Source organism: Mesorhizobium sp. M6A.T.Ce.TU.016.01.1.1, from assembly GCF_003997065.1.
Classification (GTDB): domain Bacteria; phylum Pseudomonadota; class Alphaproteobacteria; order Rhizobiales; family Rhizobiaceae; genus Mesorhizobium; species Mesorhizobium mediterraneum.
On sequence record NZ_RZTJ01000001.1, the window covers coordinates 273,614 to 289,030 of the forward strand.

The following is a 15,417-nucleotide window of genomic DNA, read 5'->3' on the forward strand; positions in this document are numbered from 1 at the left end:
CTAATGGACTCCAGGCTTCTTCAGGGCGTCGGCGATCTTCTCCAGCGTGGTGCGCATCGCCTTCTGCTCGTCCGATTGGGCCTCGACCCAGTCGCGCATGATCTGCTGCTCCGAGCGCATGTTCTTGACCAGGCCCGAAATGCCGTCGGCAAGGTTGGCCATGGCGGTGGCGACGCGCGGATTGGCGCCGCCGCCATTCTCCTGCATGTTGCGCAGTTTTTCAGACAGGACGCGGATCTCGTCGGAGGATTCGGTCTTGGCTGGATCGGCGACGACGATGTCGGACGACAGGTCGGTGACCGAGGACAGCCAGTTTTCGAGCTCGGTGTAGAAGCGCGTCTGGGCGCGGCCAGCCTGCAGGTCGAGGAAGCCGAGCACCAGGGAGCCGGACAGGCCGAACAGCGAGGACGAGAAGGCGGTGCCCATGCCGGCCAGCGGCGCGGAAAGCCCCTGCTTCAGCGATTCGAGCACGGCGGCGGCATCGCCGGTGCCGGGATCGAGCGACTCGATGGTTTCGCGGATCGAGCCGATCGTGTTGAGCAGGCCCCAGAAGGTGCCGAGCAGGCCAAGGAACACCAGCAGCCCGACGAGGTAGCGCGAGGTGTCACGGGTCTCGTCAAGGCGGGTGGCGATCGAATCGAGCATGGTGCGCATCGAGCTGGTCGAGAAGGCGATCGTCGACGAGCGGCCGATCATCGCCTTCATCGGCGCCAGCAGCACCGGTTCGGTGGTTTCGGAGCCGGCCCGAAATGAGTTGACCCAGCGCACTTCGCGAAACAGCCGGCCGACCTGCACGAAGGCCAGCAGGATGCCGACGACAAGCACGCCGATGATCAGGCCGTTGAGGCCGGGATTGGTGACGAAGGCGCTCGAGATCTGACGGGTCAGGATGGCGGCGATGAAGGCGACGATCATCAGGAAGATGACCATGGTCAGGAGAAAGACCTGCGGGCTCGACAATTTGTGCGGGTCGTACATCAGAACGTCGGAGCGTTTGCCCATGCCGAAAGATTTGAAAAAAGTCATCCGTGTGCCGTTTCCGATGCCGCCGATCACGTTGAGCGCGACTCTAAACGGAATTATGACGAAATTGAATGGCGTGTGGCAATATTGCCGACCGGATCATTGGCGTTAGAGTCGATTGATGACCAGGCAGTCGACCATGGCTGCCAGATGCAAGCCGGCGCCGGTGACGACAAAGCCGTGCCACAGCGCAGTGTGGAAGCGCAGGCCCTTCCAGGCGAAGAAGATGACGCCGCAGGAATAGACGATCCCGCCGGCAACGATCAGCGCGATCGATGTCGTCGGCAATGTCTGGACCAGCGGCTCGACAAGAACGATGCCGCTCCAGCCGATGGCGAGATAGAAGACGATCGCCAGCCGGTCGAAGCGGCCGGGAAGAAGCACTTTGATGGCGATGCCGATCGCTGCAGCAGCCCAGACCAGGACGATCATCGAGATGGTCAGCGGCGAGCCGTCGAGCTGCGCGAGGAAGGGCGTATAGGTCGCGGCGATCAGCAGGTAGATCGCGGCATGGTCGAAGCGCCGCAATATCCACTTGGCTGGCGACGACACCGGCCACAGATTGTAAGCCAGCGATACCGACAGCACGGTGAGCAGCGAAACCACGTAGAAAGCGGCGGCGATGTATTCGCCCGGACCGGTATGGAAGGCAGCCAGCGCCAGCAGCGCCGAGCCGGCGGCAATGGCCAACACGATGCCCACCGCATGGACGACGCCGTCGGCGATCATTTCGGCGCGCGAATAGTGCCAGCGTCCCATGAAGGGAATTTCGATCTGGGATTCTGGCCCGATGTCCGTCATGAACAATCCTGCATCACCTCTTATCTGGGCGGATGCAGGACAGTATTTCAAGCTTTGGTTGCGGTTTTGCGACTGCGGCGGTTCAGCGCGCCAAGTCCGCTAGAGCCCGATCCGATAGAATCGGGATGGGACTCTATCTTTTTGATCTAGCGCGGCGCCACCGGCTTCCGGACGGTCTTCAACAGCGCCCGCTGAATGATCTCGTTGCCGGCGACGACCGAGCCGCCATCCAGCATGTTCTGCCCGCCGGCGAAGTCGGAGATGAAGCCGCCCGCCTCGCGGATCAGCAGGATGCCGGCGGCAACGTCCCAGGCCGACAGGCCGGTTTCCCAGAACCCGTCCATGCGGCCGGCCGCGACGTAGGCGAGATCGAGCGAGGCGGAGCCGAGGCGGCGCACGCCCGAGACTTCGGCCATCACGTTGCGTAGCTCGACCAGGAAATTGCCGTGCTGGCCGCGGCCGAGATGCGGCACGCCGCAGCCGATCACCGTGTCGATCAGCTTGGTGCGGCCGGCGACCCGCAGGCGGCGGTCGTTCATGAAGGCGCCGCCGCCGCGCTCGGCGGTGTAGAGCTCGTCCATCGCCGGATTGTAAACGACACCGGCAACGATCTGGCCCTGGCGCTCCAGCGCGATCGAGATGGCGAACATCGGAATGCCGTGCAGGAAATTGGTGGTGCCGTCGAGCGGGTCGACGATCCAGCGGTGCTGGCCGTCGTCGCCTTCGATCAGGCCGCGCTCCTCCATCAGGAAGGCATAGCCGGGCCGCGCCTTCGACAACTCGGTGAAGAGGATGTCCTCGGCCTTGCGGTCGGCCTGGCTGACATAGTCGCCCGGGCCCTTCATCGAGACTTGCAGGTTCTGCACTTCGCCGAAATCGCGCGACAGCGAGCGGCCGGCCTTCATGGCGGCCTGGACCATGACATTGAGGATCGCGGAACGCGCCATTGTGCTTCTTCCTGCTGCGCTTCTTCCTGCTGCCGGCGCCTTAGTCGGCGCGGCGCACGTAAGTGATTTCGTTGGTGTCGACGATGATGCGCTCGCCCGAACCGATGAAGGGCGGCACCAGCACGCGGATGCCGTTCTCAAGTATCGCCGGCTTGTAGGACGAGGCCGCGGTCTGGCCCTTCACCACCGGATCGGCCTCGGTGATGGTCAGCGTCACCTGGTCGGGCAGCGAAATGCCGATCGGCCTTTCGTCATAGAGCTGGACCGTCACCATCATGCCGTCCTGCAGGAAGGCGGCGCGGTCGCCGACGAAGTCCTTCTGCAATTCAAGCTGCTCGTAGCTTTCGGTATCCATGAATACCAGCGCTTCGCCCTGCTCGTACAGGAAGGAGAAATCCTTCATCTCCAGCCGGATCTGTTCGACGGTTTCGGCGGAGCGGAAACGCTCGTTGAGCTTGGTGCCGTTGATCAGGTTCTTCAGTTCGACCTGGTTATAGGCGCCGCCCTTGCCGGGCTTGACGTGATTGGTCCTGACCGCCACCCAAAGGCCGCCATCATGCTCGATGACGTTGCCGGGACGGATTTCGTTGCCATTGATCTTGGCCATGAGGATGTGATCCGGGATGAGATTTTCGCAATGAAAGCGATTTGGTGCCTCCAAGACCACAAATCTCCGGGAGAGGCAAGGGAGTGGCGGGCGCACAGCCATCCCGTGGCGCTCTACGGCAGGCGGTTGGCCTTCTGCAGTGCCTGCTTCGTCTGGTCGTCGGTCAGGCCCTGCAGAAAATCGTCCATCTGCGGGTCGATGAGCCCGGCACGGCGGGCGACGACGTACCAGGCGCCGGCAAGGATCGGATCCGGATCGGTGCCGATGCCGCCCATGTAAAGCTTGGCGAGGCGGTTCTGGGCGGCGACATTGCCGCCTTCGGCGGCCTGCTTCATCCAGCCGAAGCCGGACTTCAGGTCGCGGGCGCCACCACGTCCTTCGATCATCCAGGCGGCGAGATCGATCTGTGCCGTATCGTAGTTCTGCCGTGCTGCCTGTGCCAGCAGGCCTCGCGCCTGGACATCGTCGCGCGGCTTGCCGCCGACGCCATTGGCATAGACCTGCGCCATCGCATACTGCGCGTCGGCAAGGCCGGTAGCGGCGGCGCGCTGATAGTAGGACACGGCCTTTGCGATGCCGGCATCGCCGGGATCCTGCTGGACCAGCAGCTGCGCGAAATTGAACTGCGCCAGACGATTTCCGGCCTCGGCGGCGGCCTGCATCAGCGCGTAGGCCCCCTTTTCGTCCTTCTTGACGTAGCGGCCGTCGAGCAGCATCAGCGCATACTGGAACTGCGATTCCGGTACGCCCTGCTCGGCGGCAAGCGCGTACCACTTTGCCGCCTCCGCCGCGTTGACCGGCATGCCAAGACCGCGCGACAATATCTCGGCGACTAGCGTCTGCGCCGCCGGATCGCCGTTCTGGGCGCGAGCCAAGGCGAGGTTGTAGGCCGTCTTGTAAAGGCCGCGCTGGAAGGCGCCATAGGCAGAATCCGACGGCTTTGCACCAAAGCGATCCGGATTGATGGCGTCGGCCGACGGCAGCGGGGCCGTGGTGGCAGGCTGCGGCAGCGGCGTGGCGATCGGCTTGTCCGTCTTTGCACCGACGTTGGGCTTGGCTTGCGGCAATGGGACGGTTTCCGCCATGGCGGTCTGCACCGCGAGCGCCACAAGCAAAGCACCGAAAAGGATTGTCCGCGTGGGCACGTCAGTCCTCGAAACGCGGCGCGGCCTCGTCGAGCAGCGTATTGGCGCTGGCGACTGCCATCTTTGGATCGACGCCTTCGGCAAAGATGGCGCTGGACAGCGCCACGAATTCGGCGCCGGTGGCAGCCACCGCTTCCACCGAGGCGATGTCGGACCCGGCCATGACGATACAAGGAATCTGGATCACATCTGCCCACCATTGCCCCAGCGACAGGTTGCGTGGGTGCGGCTCCGGCTTGTTGTCGTAGCCGAAACGGCCGAAGAAGATGTAGTCGGGCCTGAGCTCACCGAGTTCCAGCGCATCGTCGCGGGTCTTGGCGCCGCCGGTGCCGACCATCATTTTTTCCTGAAAACGTTCGATCGTCTCGGCGAGTTCGGCCTTGCCGACCTCGATATGGATGCCGTCGGCCTGAACGCGGCCGGCGATGCGGGTGTCGCCGGCAATGACGACGGCAACGCCTGCCGCTTGCGCCGCCGGCACTATCTGTTCCGCGAAGGCCTGGAAGGAGGCCTCGTCCATGCCGTTCTCGGGCAGGATAAGCGAGGCGACGTCGCCGCCCTCGAACGCCGCAACGATGCGCTCAGCCGACACGCCCGGCGGCGCGATCAGCACGATGCGGCAGCGATTTGGAGGCGTTGCGTCGTTCATTGGTTTTCGATCCCGGTTTTCGCCTATGCCGGGCGAAGATGGTTGCATTGCGGCATAGAGCAAAGTGCCGGCCTTGAACAGGCGGGCGGGGCAGGATCATTGGCGCAGGATTGTCGTCCGGCGACGTTCTTGCCTCACTTGATTGCCTGAGTGCTCCCGGCTGGGGTCTTCGATTTCCACAGCGTCCAGCCAAGATTCATGCCGGCGGCGGCGATCAGGATGGCGGCGGCGCCGACGATCTGGGCCGGATGCAGCCGGTGGCCGAAGGCGACGACATCGACCAGAATCGCGACCACGGGGTAGATGAAGGACAGCGACCCATGCAGATGCGTCGGCAGTTTCTGAATGGCGCCGTACATCAGGATGTACATCAGACCGGTATGGACGACGCCAAGCGTCGCCAGCATGCTCCAGCTCCACGCATCGGCGGGAAGTTGGGAAAAATTGGCGAAGGGTGCCAGCATGACGACGCCGACGCAGACCTGGATCAGGGCGATCAGGTGCGGTGGCGTGCCTTTGAGCTTCTTGGTGACGATGGCGGCGACGGCCCAGAAGAAAGCCGCACCCAGCGCCATCGCGATACCGGTAAAATAATCCGTGCCGACATTACCTGTATTGGGGCCTGCATCGGAGCCGGCATCAGGCGAGCCTTGCACGATCAGCAGCATGCCGGTAAAGGCGATGCCAAGCCAGGCCAGCTTTGTCATGGTCAGCCGCTCTGAGAAGAAGAGCGCGCCAAAGCCGACCAGCATGAAGGGCTGCGTGTTGTAGACAGCCGTGGCGATCGAGATCGAGGCGCGGGAAAACGAGCTGAACAGGAGCAGCCAGTTGACGACGATGGCAGCACCCCCCAGAGCCGCGATCGCCACGATGCGCAGTGACAGCCTGCCGCGCAGCAGCCCCAAGGCAGCGCAGATGATCAGCAGCGTTATCGCGCCGAAGGCACAGCGCCAGAAGACGACGTCCATGATGGGCTGGCCCGACATGACGACGAACCATCCGATCGTGCCCAGGATCGTCATTGCGGCCGTCATTTCGATCGTGCCACGCACCGTGCTGTCCATGAAATACCCCTGAGATCTGTTGAGACTTGATAATCTCACATGGTTCCGGCGCTTTCCATGATTTGCAGAAGGTGTTATCCCTGCTTTGCCTAATTAAGTGAGGCAAATCTCGTTTTCGATTGAGGATCGTAAAATGCTGGACGACCTGGACAAAAAGCTTCTCGACATCCTGATCCGGGATTCACGAACCTCGCTGAAGGAGTTGGCCCAGCAGGTCGGGTTGTCGTCGCCAAGCGTTTCGGAGCGGCTCCGACGTCTCGAGGATCGCGGCGTTATCAGGGCTTTCACCGTCGAGATCGATCCCCAAGCGCTCGGCTACACCTTGCAGGCGATCGTTCGCATCCGGCCCTTGCCGGGCAAGCTGCATATCGTCCAGAAGCTGATCGAGGAGATCCCGGAGTTTGGCGAATGCGACAAGGTGACGGGCGACGATTGCTTTGTTGCCCGGCTGTTCGTGCGCTCGATCGGCGATCTCGACAAGCTCCTCGACCGTATCGCCGACAAGGCCGAAACCAGCACAGCCATCATCAAGGCGCAGCCGATCCGGAGGCGCCCGCCACCGCTCGACATGCCAAACATCTGACAGGCTCCGGTGGCATCGCGTACATATTTTGCGGTCGCGGCGTGACCATTTCTGGTCTATTCCAGAGCCCGACCTTCCCTCCAACTGCTCCCCTCCGATGTCAGGCCTGCTTCTCGATCCGTGGTTCTATGCCGCCGCCATTCCAGCCGTCATCCTGGTCGGTCTGTCCAAGGGCGGCTTTGGCGGTGCGGTCGGCTTCGTCGGCGTGCCGCTGATGGCGCTGGCCATGCCGCCGGTGCAGGCCGCCGCCATCCTGCTGCCTATACTGTGCCTGATGGACATCGTCTCGGTGTGGACATGGTGGCGTGTCTACGACCGCAAGATGCTTATAGACATGATGCCAGGCGCGGTGATCGGCATCGGCCTCGGCTGGCTGACCGCGGCGCTGGTGACAGCGGAAATGGTGCGGCTGATCGTCGGCGCCGTGGCGATTATCTTCGTGCTTCGCTGGGTCTATCTACAGATGCGGCACGGTGCAAACCACTCAGCCGAGCCCAACCGCGCCGCTGCCGCTTTCTGGGGGACGGTCGCCGGCTTCACCAGCTTCGTCGCCCATGTCGGCGGCCCACCATTCCAAGTGTATGCGCTGCCGATCCGGCTCGATCCGAAAGTGCTGTCGGGCACCGCCGCAATCTTCTTTGCCGCCACCAATGCTTTGAAGCTCATCCCCTATTTCGCGCTCGGACAGTTCGACACCACCAACCTGACCGCGTCGGCGGTTCTGGTACCGCTGGCGCCGCTTTCGACCATCGCCGGCGCCTGGCTGGTGCGGCGGATGCGGCCGGAACTGTTCTACCCCTTCACCTACGCGACCGTGGCGGTCGTCGCGGTCAAGCTTCTGTGGGACGGGATCGCCGGCCTTCTATAGATCGCCGTGGCCGAGTTGCCGTCAGCTTCACGGCAAAGTTCGGGCGGCACTCGGCACCGGCATCGTTCAACGATTGCGCAAGCGCGTCACGCTGTTTTCTGCTATTCTGACAGCGCCGGGAAGGGTCGGGCGCCACGCGACATCGTCCAGAAACATTGCCGATGCTAATGCGCCGATGCCGGGGACCCCGGTGGCGGGTCGACCGCCTGAATTCAACCCATTCCCATAACGGGAAAAGGCAAATCGGGGGATACTATGCAAAAGGTAGCACGAAATTTCTTCACGCTGGCCGTCATCTACGCGATGTTCGGGATGGCGCTTGGCCTTGAGATGGCGATCAGCAAAGACCATGCGCAGATGCCGACCCACGCCCACATCATGGTGGCCGGATGGCTGATGTCGGCGGTGTTCGCCTTCTTTTACCATCTGTTTCCGGCAGTCGGGCAAAAGACGCTCGCTACTGTCCATTTCTGGTTGACGGCAATCAGTGGCATCGGCCTGTTGATCGGCCTTTACATCATGCTTGGCGGAAACCCGGCGATCGAGCCACTGGTGGCAACGTCCTCGATGGGCTTTTACGCGGGATTGCTGCTGTTTGCCTACATCGCACTGCCGGTGGTTTGGAAAGCCGAGCGGCTTCCTGAGGCGCAAAAGGCCTGAGCCCAAAGGGTTGAGCCCGGGCCTGAGCATGTGCTGTTACGGCACAGGCGGGCGGCGCTAGCTCAAAAAATATCCGCGCCGTTAAGGCTTCATTAAGCTTTACAGGCGTTTACTATGTGCATCCAGTGATCTGGATTCTTACCGAGTGGTTGGAGCCACTTTGTTTGACGCCTCCCTGTTAAACTCCTGAGAGCCGCCTTATCCGCGGCTCTTTTTTTGCCCGCAATCCGGATTGCCCGGGCGTCTGCGCCGCCGTTAACCGTTTGTTAAACATGTGCTTGCCTTCACCCGCTCCGAAGCGCATTTTCAAGCCTCGGTCATATAGGGTGCAGGACGTGACGGCGATGACGCCGATTCGGCCGGCTGTAAGGCAAGTGCAGGGCGTATCGATGAACGAGACTTCGAAGGGAAGCGCGAAAACCATCAAGCTGGCGGAGCGCCGGGTTTTCTCCCAATCCTTCAAGCCGCTCTACCAGGAAGGCATGGGCCTGGTCGAGCAGGCGGCCGAATATCTGGACGGCAAGGGCCGGGCCGAGGCGAAGAAATTATCCAGGCTGGCGGCGACGCTCTATGCGGCCGAGTCGATGCGACTGACCACAAGGCTGATGCAGGTCGCTTCCTGGCTGCTCTTGCAGCGTGCGGCGAATTCCGGAGAGATGACCCGCGATCAGGTTGCTTCCGAAAAATCCAAGGTGCGTCTCGACACCGCTTCCGCCAACAACGATGCCGCAGGCTGGGTCGAATTGCCCAAGGATTTTCTTGACCTCATCAACCGTTCGCTGCGCCTGCAGGCGCTGGTGCGTCGCATGGACGAGGAAATCTACGGCGGCGCCGTGCCTGACGTGTCGCCATCCGGCCGCCGGGTCAATCCGGTTTCCGATCAGATCACGCTGCTCAACACGGCTTTTGCCCGCGGCTGACAGGCAATTGCTTCTTCGTTTCTGGTTTGTTCACATTTCGCTGGCATCGCTGTCCGCCAGGGGTAGACTTGGCGGATGGGGGAAACGATTCGCATCATCGGCATCGATCCGGGGCTGAGGCGCACCGGCTGGGGCATCGTCGAGAGCCTCGGCAATTCGCTGCGCTTCGTCGCCTCCGGCACCGTGCGTTCCGACGACAAGGCGGCGCTGGCGACGCGTCTTTGCCAGTTGCATGATGGGCTCGCCGAGATCCTGCATGCCGCCATGCCGCACGAGGCGGCGGTCGAGCAGACTTTCGTCAACAAGGATGCGGCAGCGACGCTGAAGCTCGGCCAAGCGCGCGGCATCGCCATGCTGGTGCCGGCGCGGGCAGGCCTGGTCGTTGCCGAATATGCGCCCAACGCCGTCAAGAAGGCGGTGATCGGCGTCGGTCATGGCGACAAGAAGCAGATCCACATGATGGTCAAGGTGCTGATGCCGAAGGCGACTTTCGATACCGACGATGCCGCCGACGCGCTGGCCATTGCCATCTGCCATGCGCATCACCGGCAGAGTGTTGCCTATAGGATGGCGCTCGCCTAGAGCGACGAGCGTCCATTTGGACGCACAAAGCACGTTCTAGCACTTTGAATCTACGCATCGTGCTTTCCGAAAATCGATTCCGATTTCGGAACGATACGATAAGTTTGTTCTTGACTTGTTCTCAGGGTTGGCAATAAGTAATACCTGAGAGGTATTACCATGCGGGTGACAACCAAAGGACAGGTGACGATCCCGAAAGAGATACGGGATCGCCTGGGCATCGGCCCAGGCTCGGAGGTGGAGTTCTTGCCCACTGACGATGGAGTTCGTGTCGTTGCGGTCAACGAGAACATTTCCGAAGAGGAGGCTTCCCGTAGCTTCAGCCGGCTGCTCGATCAGATGGCCGGCACGCTGGATCTGGGAGGGATGACGGCAGACGAGTACATCGAGTGGCTGAGGGGTCCACGTGAAGATCTCGACATTGATTGACACAAATGTCCTGATCGACGTTTGGGGTCCTGCCGGACGGGCGACGAAGTGGTCGGCGTCGGCGATCACCGCATGCCGGCGCGATGGCGCACTCGTTATCAACACAATCGTCTGGTCCGAACTCGCGCCGCTGATAGCGACGGAAGCCGCACTTCGTAAAGCAGTCGAGACGCTCAAGGTGGATCGCGAACTCTTGCCATGGGAAGCGGCGTTCCTTGCCGGCGTCACGCATTCCCGATATCGCCGCGCAGGGGGGCTCCGCGAACGAACGCTGCCGGATTTCTTTATTGGAGCCCACGCCGTCGTTGCGGGACATCGTCTGCTGACACGCGATGCCGCGCGCTATCGCAGCTACTTCCCGGACCTCGACATCATGTCTCCGGAAACCTATCCATGAGGGCCTTGTATCCATGAGAGCCTTGGCATGATCGGCAAGCTCAAAGGCACGCTCGACGAGATCGACGAGGATTTCTGCATCGTCGATGTGCACGGCGTCGGCTATGTCGCCCACTGCTCGGCGCGCACGCTTGCCGCTTTGCCGGCACCCGGCGAGGCGGTGGTGCTGTTCATCGAGACCTATGTGCGCGAGGACATGCTGCGGCTCTACGGTTTCCAGTCGGTGCTCGAGCGCGAGTGGTTCCGGCTGTTGATGAGCAATGTGCAGGGCGTCGGCGCCAAGGTGGCGCTGGCCATCCTGTCGACGCTGGCGCCGGCCGATCTCGCCAATGCCATCGCGCTACGTGATATTGCCATGGTTAGCCGCGCGCCGGGCGTTGGCAAAAAGGTGGCCGAGCGCATCGTCACCGAACTGAAGAATAAGGCGCCGGCCTACGCGGGCACTGCCTCCGGCACCATCGGCCTGAAGCAGGAGCTCGGCGAAGGCGTCGCGCCGGCGCCGATCACCGACGCCGTCTCGGCGCTGGTCAATCTCGGCTATTCGCGCGATACCGCCGCCAATGCGGTGGCGGCAGCGCTGAAAAGCGCCGGTGGGGACGCGGATGCGTCGAAGCTGATCCGCTTCGGGCTGAAGGAACTGGCGCGGTGAGTCTACGCTTGTCCAGCTCCCTGCCCTGTGCAAGGAAGGCGGCATGAGCCTTTCGCCACGCCTCATTGCTCCCGACAAGCGCGGCGAGGATGCCGAGCAGACCTTGCGGCCGCAGACGCTCGGCGAGTTCGTCGGCCAGGCGGCGGTGCGGGCCAATCTCAAAGTGTTCATCGAGGCCGCCAAGGGCCGCAGCGAGGCGCTCGACCACGTGCTGTTCGTCGGCCCGCCCGGCCTCGGCAAGACGACGCTGGCGCAGATCATGGCGCGCGAGCTCGGCGTCAATTTCCGCTCGACCTCCGGTCCGGTCATCGCCAAGGCTGGGGATCTCGCAGCGCTGCTCACCAATCTCGAAGATCGCGACGTGCTGTTCATCGACGAGATCCATCGGCTCAATCCGGCGGTCGAGGAAATCCTCTATCCGGCGATGGAGGATTTCCAGCTCGACCTGATCATCGGCGAAGGGCCGGCGGCGCGCTCGGTCAAGATCGATCTTGCCCGCTTCACCTTGGTCGCCGCAACCACCCGGCTCGGTCTTTTGACCAATCCGCTGCGCGACCGTTTTGGCATTCCGGTTCGTCTCAATTTCTACTCGGTCGAGGAACTAGAGCAGATCGTGCGGCGCGGCGCCCGCATCCTTGCCATGCCGCTCGGCGACGATGGCGCGCAGGAGATCGCGCGGCGAGCACGCGGCACGCCGCGCATCGCCGGCCGGCTGTTGCGCCGCGTGCGCGATTTTGCCTCCGTCGCCGGCGACGGTCATGTCGATCGCCAGATCGCCGACGAGGCGCTGACGCGGCTTGAGGTCGATGCACTCGGCCTCGACGCGCTCGACCGCCGCTATCTCTCGATGATCGCGCGGAATTTTGGCGGCGGGCCTGTCGGCATCGAGACCATCGCGGCGGGGCTTTCCGAGCCGCGCGACGCCATCGAGGACATCATCGAGCCCTATCTGATCCAGCAGGGTTTCATTCAGCGCACGCCGCGCGGCCGCGTGCTGACCGCCAATGCCTGGCGGCATCTCGGCCTCGATGCGCCGAAGGACCTTGCGCAGCAGCAGATCAGCCTGTTCCAGGAAGAGTAGCGTCCGCGCGGCCCTTCGTTCCTGCGCAAAATCTCCTAATCGCGGTCAGCTTGCCGGCGCATTTGCGGGCTCTAACGCGTCGCGCTGTGGGACCGTCGATCCCACGAACGACGGAGCTGAGCGATGATCACCAGACGTGGCTTCCTGCGCCTCATCGGCGGTTCGCTCTTATCGGCCGTGTCGCTGAGCGCTTATGCGGTTGGCCTGGAGCCGATGTTGCTGACGCATGTAAAGCGCTATTCATTGACGCCGCCAAACTGGCCTGCAGGATTGCGGCTTCGCGTTGTCGCTCTCGCCGATATTCACGCTTGCCGGCCATGGATGACGCCGGAGCGGATTAGGTCGGTTGCCGAACGGGCGAACACCCTGCAGCCGGATCTGATTGTCCTGCTTGGCGACTATGTGTCTGGCACACGCCTGGTGACGGACTGGGTGGATTCCTCCGAATGGGCGCCGGCTTTGTCCGGCCTGAAGGCGCCGCTCGGCGTGTGGTCGATCCTTGGCAATCACGACTGGTGGGAGGACCTTTCCGCGCAGAAGGCCGGGTTGGGGCCGACGGTGGCGCGCAGGGCGCTCGAGAGCGCTGGCATCCCGGTCCTGGAAAACGATGCCGTCCGCCTTGAAAAGGACGGGCATGGCTTCTGGGTCGCCGGGCTTGCGGACCAACTTGCGCTGCGGCCGGGCAAAGCCTGGGGCCGCAGCAGATTCAAAGGGCTGGATGACCTGCATGGCACGCTGGCAAAGGTGAGCGACAAGGCTCCCGTTATTCTGCTCGCGCATGAGCCCGACATATTTCCGAAGGTCCCGTCACGGATATCGTTGACCCTTTCGGGCCATACCCATGGCGGACAGGTGCGGCTGCTCGGCTATTCTCCGGTCGTGCCATCCCGCTTCGGCAACCGTTTTGCCTATGGCCATGTCGTGGAGGAGAGCCGCAACCTGATCGTCTCCGGAGGGCTCGGCTTCAGCATCCTGCCGGTGCGTTTTGGGGTGCGCCCAGAGATTCTTTCGATCGAACTGGGTTCAGCCTGAACCGCTTCAATGAAGCGACTTGATCATCTCCATCACATCCGGCTCGGCTTTTTCTCTGTCAAAAGCGTCGACGATGCCGAAGGCGCCGCCATAGCTCCAGACCGACCAAGAGAAGCCATGAGCTTCGGCGCGCGCGACCATGTCCCTGACATAAGCGGCGCGGTATTTGGCCGGCATCACATAGGCATTGCCGTATTCCTGGAGGATCATGCCGAACTCGCCGAGCGTGATGTTCTGCGGCTTGATGCCGTTGGCCTTTGCCCATGCCTCGACCTTGGTGAACGGCGCATCCATCATCTCGCGCAGCTTCTCATCCGTGTCCATGCTGGCGACCTGCTCGTCGAGATAGGCAAGCAGCCCGCTCTGCCGCGTCCATGGCGCCTCGGCCTTGATCCTTGCTCGGATCGTATCGAGCGTAACATCCAGCTGGGCGCGCGGGACGGCGGTGAGCGGATAGGGCAGGCCGGTCACGTAGGGGATGAAGTCGCCGGCCCAGGTCGCACCCTGGTGGGTGAGCAGGAACGGATCGTAGGAGTGGAAGGTCCAGATGATGTTGTCGTCCGGGATCACCTTCGGATCGATCTTTGCCAGCGATGCCGCATTGGAATAGCAGGCGCCGGTCAGGATCAGGGTGAGCTTGGTGGCCGACGAACGCGCAGCGGCGAACAGTTTCTGCTGGCGCTCCGGCCAGAGGCTGGTGACGTCGCTGTCGCAGTCGACGACCGGCTCATTCATCGGCTCGAAGGCGACTTGGCGCGGATCCTCATCGGCCAGCGTGCGCGCCATCTTGCGCACCATTTCGACATAGGCTTCGAACACTTTCGGGTCGTCCATCACCTCGCCCATGCCGATCTTGCGGCTGCTGCCGCTGGGGATCAGGTGCATGTCGACGATCACCTTCAAGCCGGCACGATTGATCATGCGCACCGAGTCCAGCACGCTGGCATAGAGCTCGTCGCGCAGCGCCAGCGTCTCGCCCGACAGGAACGGCGACGGATCGACCGGCATGCGCAGGAAATCGAAGCCGGCGCCCTTCAGCGCCTCGAGGTCATCATCGCCAAGGAACTTGCGCCATTCCGGATAGGGCAGGATTGCCTGCCGGTCGCCCCATTTGTCCTCGCTCGGCCAAGTCGTCCATTGGTCGAGATTGAGGCCGCGCTTCACCGAAAAGCTCGCCGCCTGGCCCGGCAGCGCCAGCGCGGTCAGCACAAGCAGCGCCGCCATCAAGGTCTTGATCATCGCCGTCAACAGTGCCATCGGGTTCATGCGCCAAGCTCAAGCTAATGCGTGTCGCCCAAAAGTGTGTAGCGGCTTTGGGACAACGACACGCACGGAAACAACTACCTAAAGCGCGTCGCGCTTTAGGTGCCCGGTCAGGCCCAAAAAGGAAAGCGCGATGGACGATCATGGTGAATCGGCGGCGCTCGGCGCCGGGCTTTCCGGCGCGCTGACGGAATTCGGCCACCGGCTGATGGCACGGGTCTATTATGCCGACACTGATTTCTCCGGCGTCGTCTATCATGCGCGCTATCTCGAATTCTTCGAGCGCGGCCGTTCCGACTATCTCAGGCTTGCCGGCGTTCATCACACCGAGCTCGCCGAGGGCAAGCACGGCGAAAGAATAGTCTGGGTGGTGCGGCGCATGGAGATCGATTTTCGCGGATCCGCCCGCATGGACGACATCCTGACCATCGAGACGCGAACCGAGGACATTTCGGGCGCCCGCATCTTCATGGCGCAGCAGCTGAAGCGCGGCGGCGAGGTGCTGGTCGAGGCGCGGGTCGAGGCGGCGATCGTCGGCGAGAATGGCCGGCCAAGACGTTTCCCGAAGGAATGGATCGCGGCCTTCATGCCCAAGGCAAATGGATAAATTACTGACGCCGATGATCCGCTGACGATGCCTGGCGGCATGCCCAAGGCGCGGCAATGCGCCGCGCTGTACGTCCTAACCCATCCTTAACCATAACGGTTCATGAAGAGA

Annotated in this window: 19 protein-coding genes; 11 read left to right on the forward strand and 8 right to left on the reverse strand. The window is 62.7% G+C overall.

Annotated features, from left to right (window positions below):
* From EOC94_RS01410 to EOC94_RS01440, 7 genes are all read right to left on the reverse strand, one after another.
* Positions 1 to 1,026, reverse strand: a complete 1,026-nt coding sequence (locus tag EOC94_RS01410; RefSeq protein ID WP_095487693.1) for a MotA/TolQ/ExbB proton channel family protein — start codon at positions 1,024 to 1,026, stop codon at positions 1 to 3.
* A 105-nt stretch (positions 1,027 to 1,131) separates the two neighbouring features.
* A complete protein-coding gene (locus EOC94_RS01415) occupies positions 1,132 to 1,824 on the reverse strand; it encodes a hemolysin III family protein (protein ID WP_127288378.1) in 693 nt (230 codons plus the stop codon).
* A 146-nt stretch (positions 1,825 to 1,970) separates the two neighbouring features.
* A complete protein-coding gene (locus EOC94_RS01420; protein WP_095487429.1) occupies positions 1,971 to 2,771 on the reverse strand; it encodes an inositol monophosphatase family protein in 801 nt (266 codons plus the stop codon).
* 40 nt (positions 2,772 to 2,811) lie between these two features.
* Positions 2,812 to 3,378, reverse strand: coding sequence for an elongation factor P (gene efp / locus EOC94_RS01425; protein WP_095487427.1), 567 nt, complete (start codon positions 3,376 to 3,378; stop codon positions 2,812 to 2,814).
* Between the two features lie 113 nt (positions 3,379 to 3,491).
* Positions 3,492 to 4,463 (reverse strand): tetratricopeptide repeat protein, encoded by a 972-nt coding sequence (locus EOC94_RS01430; protein ID WP_126107322.1) that lies wholly within the window; start codon positions 4,461 to 4,463, stop codon positions 3,492 to 3,494.
* Positions 4,464 to 4,524: 61 nt separating this feature from the next.
* On the reverse strand, positions 4,525 to 5,172 hold the full coding sequence (locus EOC94_RS01435) for a thiamine phosphate synthase (protein ID WP_126104530.1): 648 nt from the start codon (positions 5,170 to 5,172) through the stop codon (positions 4,525 to 4,527).
* 134 nt (positions 5,173 to 5,306) lie between these two features.
* Positions 5,307 to 6,236, reverse strand: coding sequence for a DMT family transporter (locus EOC94_RS01440; RefSeq protein ID WP_127288379.1), 930 nt, complete (start codon positions 6,234 to 6,236; stop codon positions 5,307 to 5,309).
* Between the two features lie 133 nt (positions 6,237 to 6,369).
* On the opposite strand from EOC94_RS01440, the gene EOC94_RS01445 reads away from it, so the two are divergent.
* The 10 genes from EOC94_RS01445 (at position 6,370) to EOC94_RS01490 (ending at position 13,436) form a co-directional block, all read left to right on the forward strand.
* Positions 6,370 to 6,819, forward strand: coding sequence for an Lrp/AsnC family transcriptional regulator (locus EOC94_RS01445; protein ID WP_095487421.1), 450 nt, complete (start codon positions 6,370 to 6,372; stop codon positions 6,817 to 6,819).
* 97 nt (positions 6,820 to 6,916) lie between these two features.
* On the forward strand, positions 6,917 to 7,687 hold the full coding sequence (locus tag EOC94_RS01450; RefSeq protein ID WP_126104532.1) for a sulfite exporter TauE/SafE family protein: 771 nt from the start codon (positions 6,917 to 6,919) through the stop codon (positions 7,685 to 7,687).
* Between the two features lie 255 nt (positions 7,688 to 7,942).
* Complete coding sequence (locus tag EOC94_RS01455) at positions 7,943 to 8,347, forward strand: hypothetical protein (RefSeq protein WP_126104533.1); 405 nt, start codon at positions 7,943 to 7,945, stop codon at positions 8,345 to 8,347.
* A 389-nt stretch (positions 8,348 to 8,736) separates the two neighbouring features.
* Entirely contained in the window at positions 8,737 to 9,267 is a 531-nt protein-coding gene (locus tag EOC94_RS01460; protein ID WP_095487415.1) for a DUF1465 family protein, read from the forward strand.
* A 75-nt stretch (positions 9,268 to 9,342) separates the two neighbouring features.
* Complete coding sequence (ruvC, locus tag EOC94_RS01465) at positions 9,343 to 9,849, forward strand: crossover junction endodeoxyribonuclease RuvC (protein ID WP_127288380.1); 507 nt, start codon at positions 9,343 to 9,345, stop codon at positions 9,847 to 9,849.
* A 159-nt stretch (positions 9,850 to 10,008) separates the two neighbouring features.
* Positions 10,009 to 10,278: an AbrB/MazE/SpoVT family DNA-binding domain-containing protein gene (locus tag EOC94_RS01470; RefSeq protein WP_126104535.1), complete on the forward strand. Its 270-nt coding sequence runs from the start codon at positions 10,009 to 10,011 to the stop codon at positions 10,276 to 10,278.
* Positions 10,256 to 10,675 carry a type II toxin-antitoxin system VapC family toxin gene (locus EOC94_RS01475; protein ID WP_127288381.1) on the forward strand — a complete coding sequence of 140 codons (420 nt, stop codon included), beginning with the start codon at positions 10,256 to 10,258 and terminating at the stop codon, positions 10,673 to 10,675. Before EOC94_RS01470 ends, EOC94_RS01475 begins: the two co-directional genes overlap by 23 nt.
* A 27-nt stretch (positions 10,676 to 10,702) precedes the next feature.
* Entirely contained in the window at positions 10,703 to 11,323 is a 621-nt protein-coding gene (gene ruvA / locus EOC94_RS01480; protein WP_127288382.1) for a Holliday junction branch migration protein RuvA, read from the forward strand.
* A 43-nt stretch (positions 11,324 to 11,366) separates the two neighbouring features.
* A complete protein-coding gene (gene ruvB / locus EOC94_RS01485) occupies positions 11,367 to 12,404 on the forward strand; it encodes a Holliday junction branch migration DNA helicase RuvB (protein WP_127288383.1) in 1,038 nt (345 codons plus the stop codon).
* Positions 12,405 to 12,527: 123 nt separating this feature from the next.
* Positions 12,528 to 13,436 carry a metallophosphoesterase gene (locus EOC94_RS01490; RefSeq protein WP_127288384.1) on the forward strand — a complete coding sequence of 303 codons (909 nt, stop codon included), beginning with the start codon at positions 12,528 to 12,530 and terminating at the stop codon, positions 13,434 to 13,436.
* 6 nt (positions 13,437 to 13,442) lie between these two features.
* Here the strand turns inward: EOC94_RS01490 and EOC94_RS01495 are convergent, their stop codons facing one another.
* Complete coding sequence (locus tag EOC94_RS01495) at positions 13,443 to 14,693, reverse strand: cellulase family glycosylhydrolase (RefSeq protein ID WP_095487688.1); 1,251 nt, start codon at positions 14,691 to 14,693, stop codon at positions 13,443 to 13,445.
* A gap of 139 nt (positions 14,694 to 14,832) precedes the next feature.
* On the opposite strand from EOC94_RS01495, the gene ybgC reads away from it, so the two are divergent.
* Positions 14,833 to 15,306, forward strand: a complete 474-nt coding sequence (ybgC, locus tag EOC94_RS01500; RefSeq protein WP_095487403.1) for a tol-pal system-associated acyl-CoA thioesterase — start codon at positions 14,833 to 14,835, stop codon at positions 15,304 to 15,306.
* The last annotated feature ends 111 nt before the right edge of the window (positions 15,307 to 15,417 follow it).

Excerpts from the sequence above, each read along its gene's own strand:
- EOC94_RS01470 (WP_126104535.1), top strand. The coding sequence starts at position 10,009 with ATGCGGGTGACAACCAAAGGACAGGTGACGATCCCGAAAGAGATACGG.
- efp (WP_095487427.1), bottom strand. The coding sequence starts at position 3,378 with ATGGCCAAGATCAATGGCAACGAAATCCGTCCCGGCAACGTCATCGAG.
- EOC94_RS01430 (WP_126107322.1), bottom strand. The coding sequence starts at position 4,463 with ATGGCGGAAACCGTCCCATTGCCGCAAGCCAAGCCCAACGTCGGTGCA.
- EOC94_RS01455 (WP_126104533.1), top strand. The coding sequence starts at position 7,943 with ATGCAAAAGGTAGCACGAAATTTCTTCACGCTGGCCGTCATCTACGCG.
- EOC94_RS01415 (WP_127288378.1), bottom strand. The coding sequence starts at position 1,824 with ATGACGGACATCGGGCCAGAATCCCAGATCGAAATTCCCTTCATGGGA.
- ruvB (WP_127288383.1), top strand. The coding sequence starts at position 11,367 with ATGAGCCTTTCGCCACGCCTCATTGCTCCCGACAAGCGCGGCGAGGAT.
- EOC94_RS01440 (WP_127288379.1), bottom strand. The coding sequence starts at position 6,236 with ATGGACAGCACGGTGCGTGGCACGATCGAAATGACGGCCGCAATGACG.
- EOC94_RS01435 (WP_126104530.1), bottom strand. The coding sequence starts at position 5,172 with ATGAACGACGCAACGCCTCCAAATCGCTGCCGCATCGTGCTGATCGCG.
- EOC94_RS01420 (WP_095487429.1), bottom strand. The coding sequence starts at position 2,771 with ATGGCGCGTTCCGCGATCCTCAATGTCATGGTCCAGGCCGCCATGAAG.
- EOC94_RS01450 (WP_126104532.1), top strand. The coding sequence starts at position 6,917 with ATGTCAGGCCTGCTTCTCGATCCGTGGTTCTATGCCGCCGCCATTCCA.
- ybgC (WP_095487403.1), top strand. The coding sequence starts at position 14,833 with ATGGACGATCATGGTGAATCGGCGGCGCTCGGCGCCGGGCTTTCCGGC.
- EOC94_RS01445 (WP_095487421.1), top strand. The coding sequence starts at position 6,370 with ATGCTGGACGACCTGGACAAAAAGCTTCTCGACATCCTGATCCGGGAT.
- EOC94_RS01490 (WP_127288384.1), top strand. The coding sequence starts at position 12,528 with ATGATCACCAGACGTGGCTTCCTGCGCCTCATCGGCGGTTCGCTCTTA.
- ruvC (WP_127288380.1), top strand. The coding sequence starts at position 9,343 with ATGGGGGAAACGATTCGCATCATCGGCATCGATCCGGGGCTGAGGCGC.
- EOC94_RS01410 (WP_095487693.1), bottom strand. The coding sequence starts at position 1,026 with ATGACTTTTTTCAAATCTTTCGGCATGGGCAAACGCTCCGACGTTCTG.
- EOC94_RS01460 (WP_095487415.1), top strand. The coding sequence starts at position 8,737 with ATGAACGAGACTTCGAAGGGAAGCGCGAAAACCATCAAGCTGGCGGAG.
- ruvA (WP_127288382.1), top strand. The coding sequence starts at position 10,703 with ATGATCGGCAAGCTCAAAGGCACGCTCGACGAGATCGACGAGGATTTC.
- EOC94_RS01495 (WP_095487688.1), bottom strand. The coding sequence starts at position 14,693 with ATGGCACTGTTGACGGCGATGATCAAGACCTTGATGGCGGCGCTGCTT.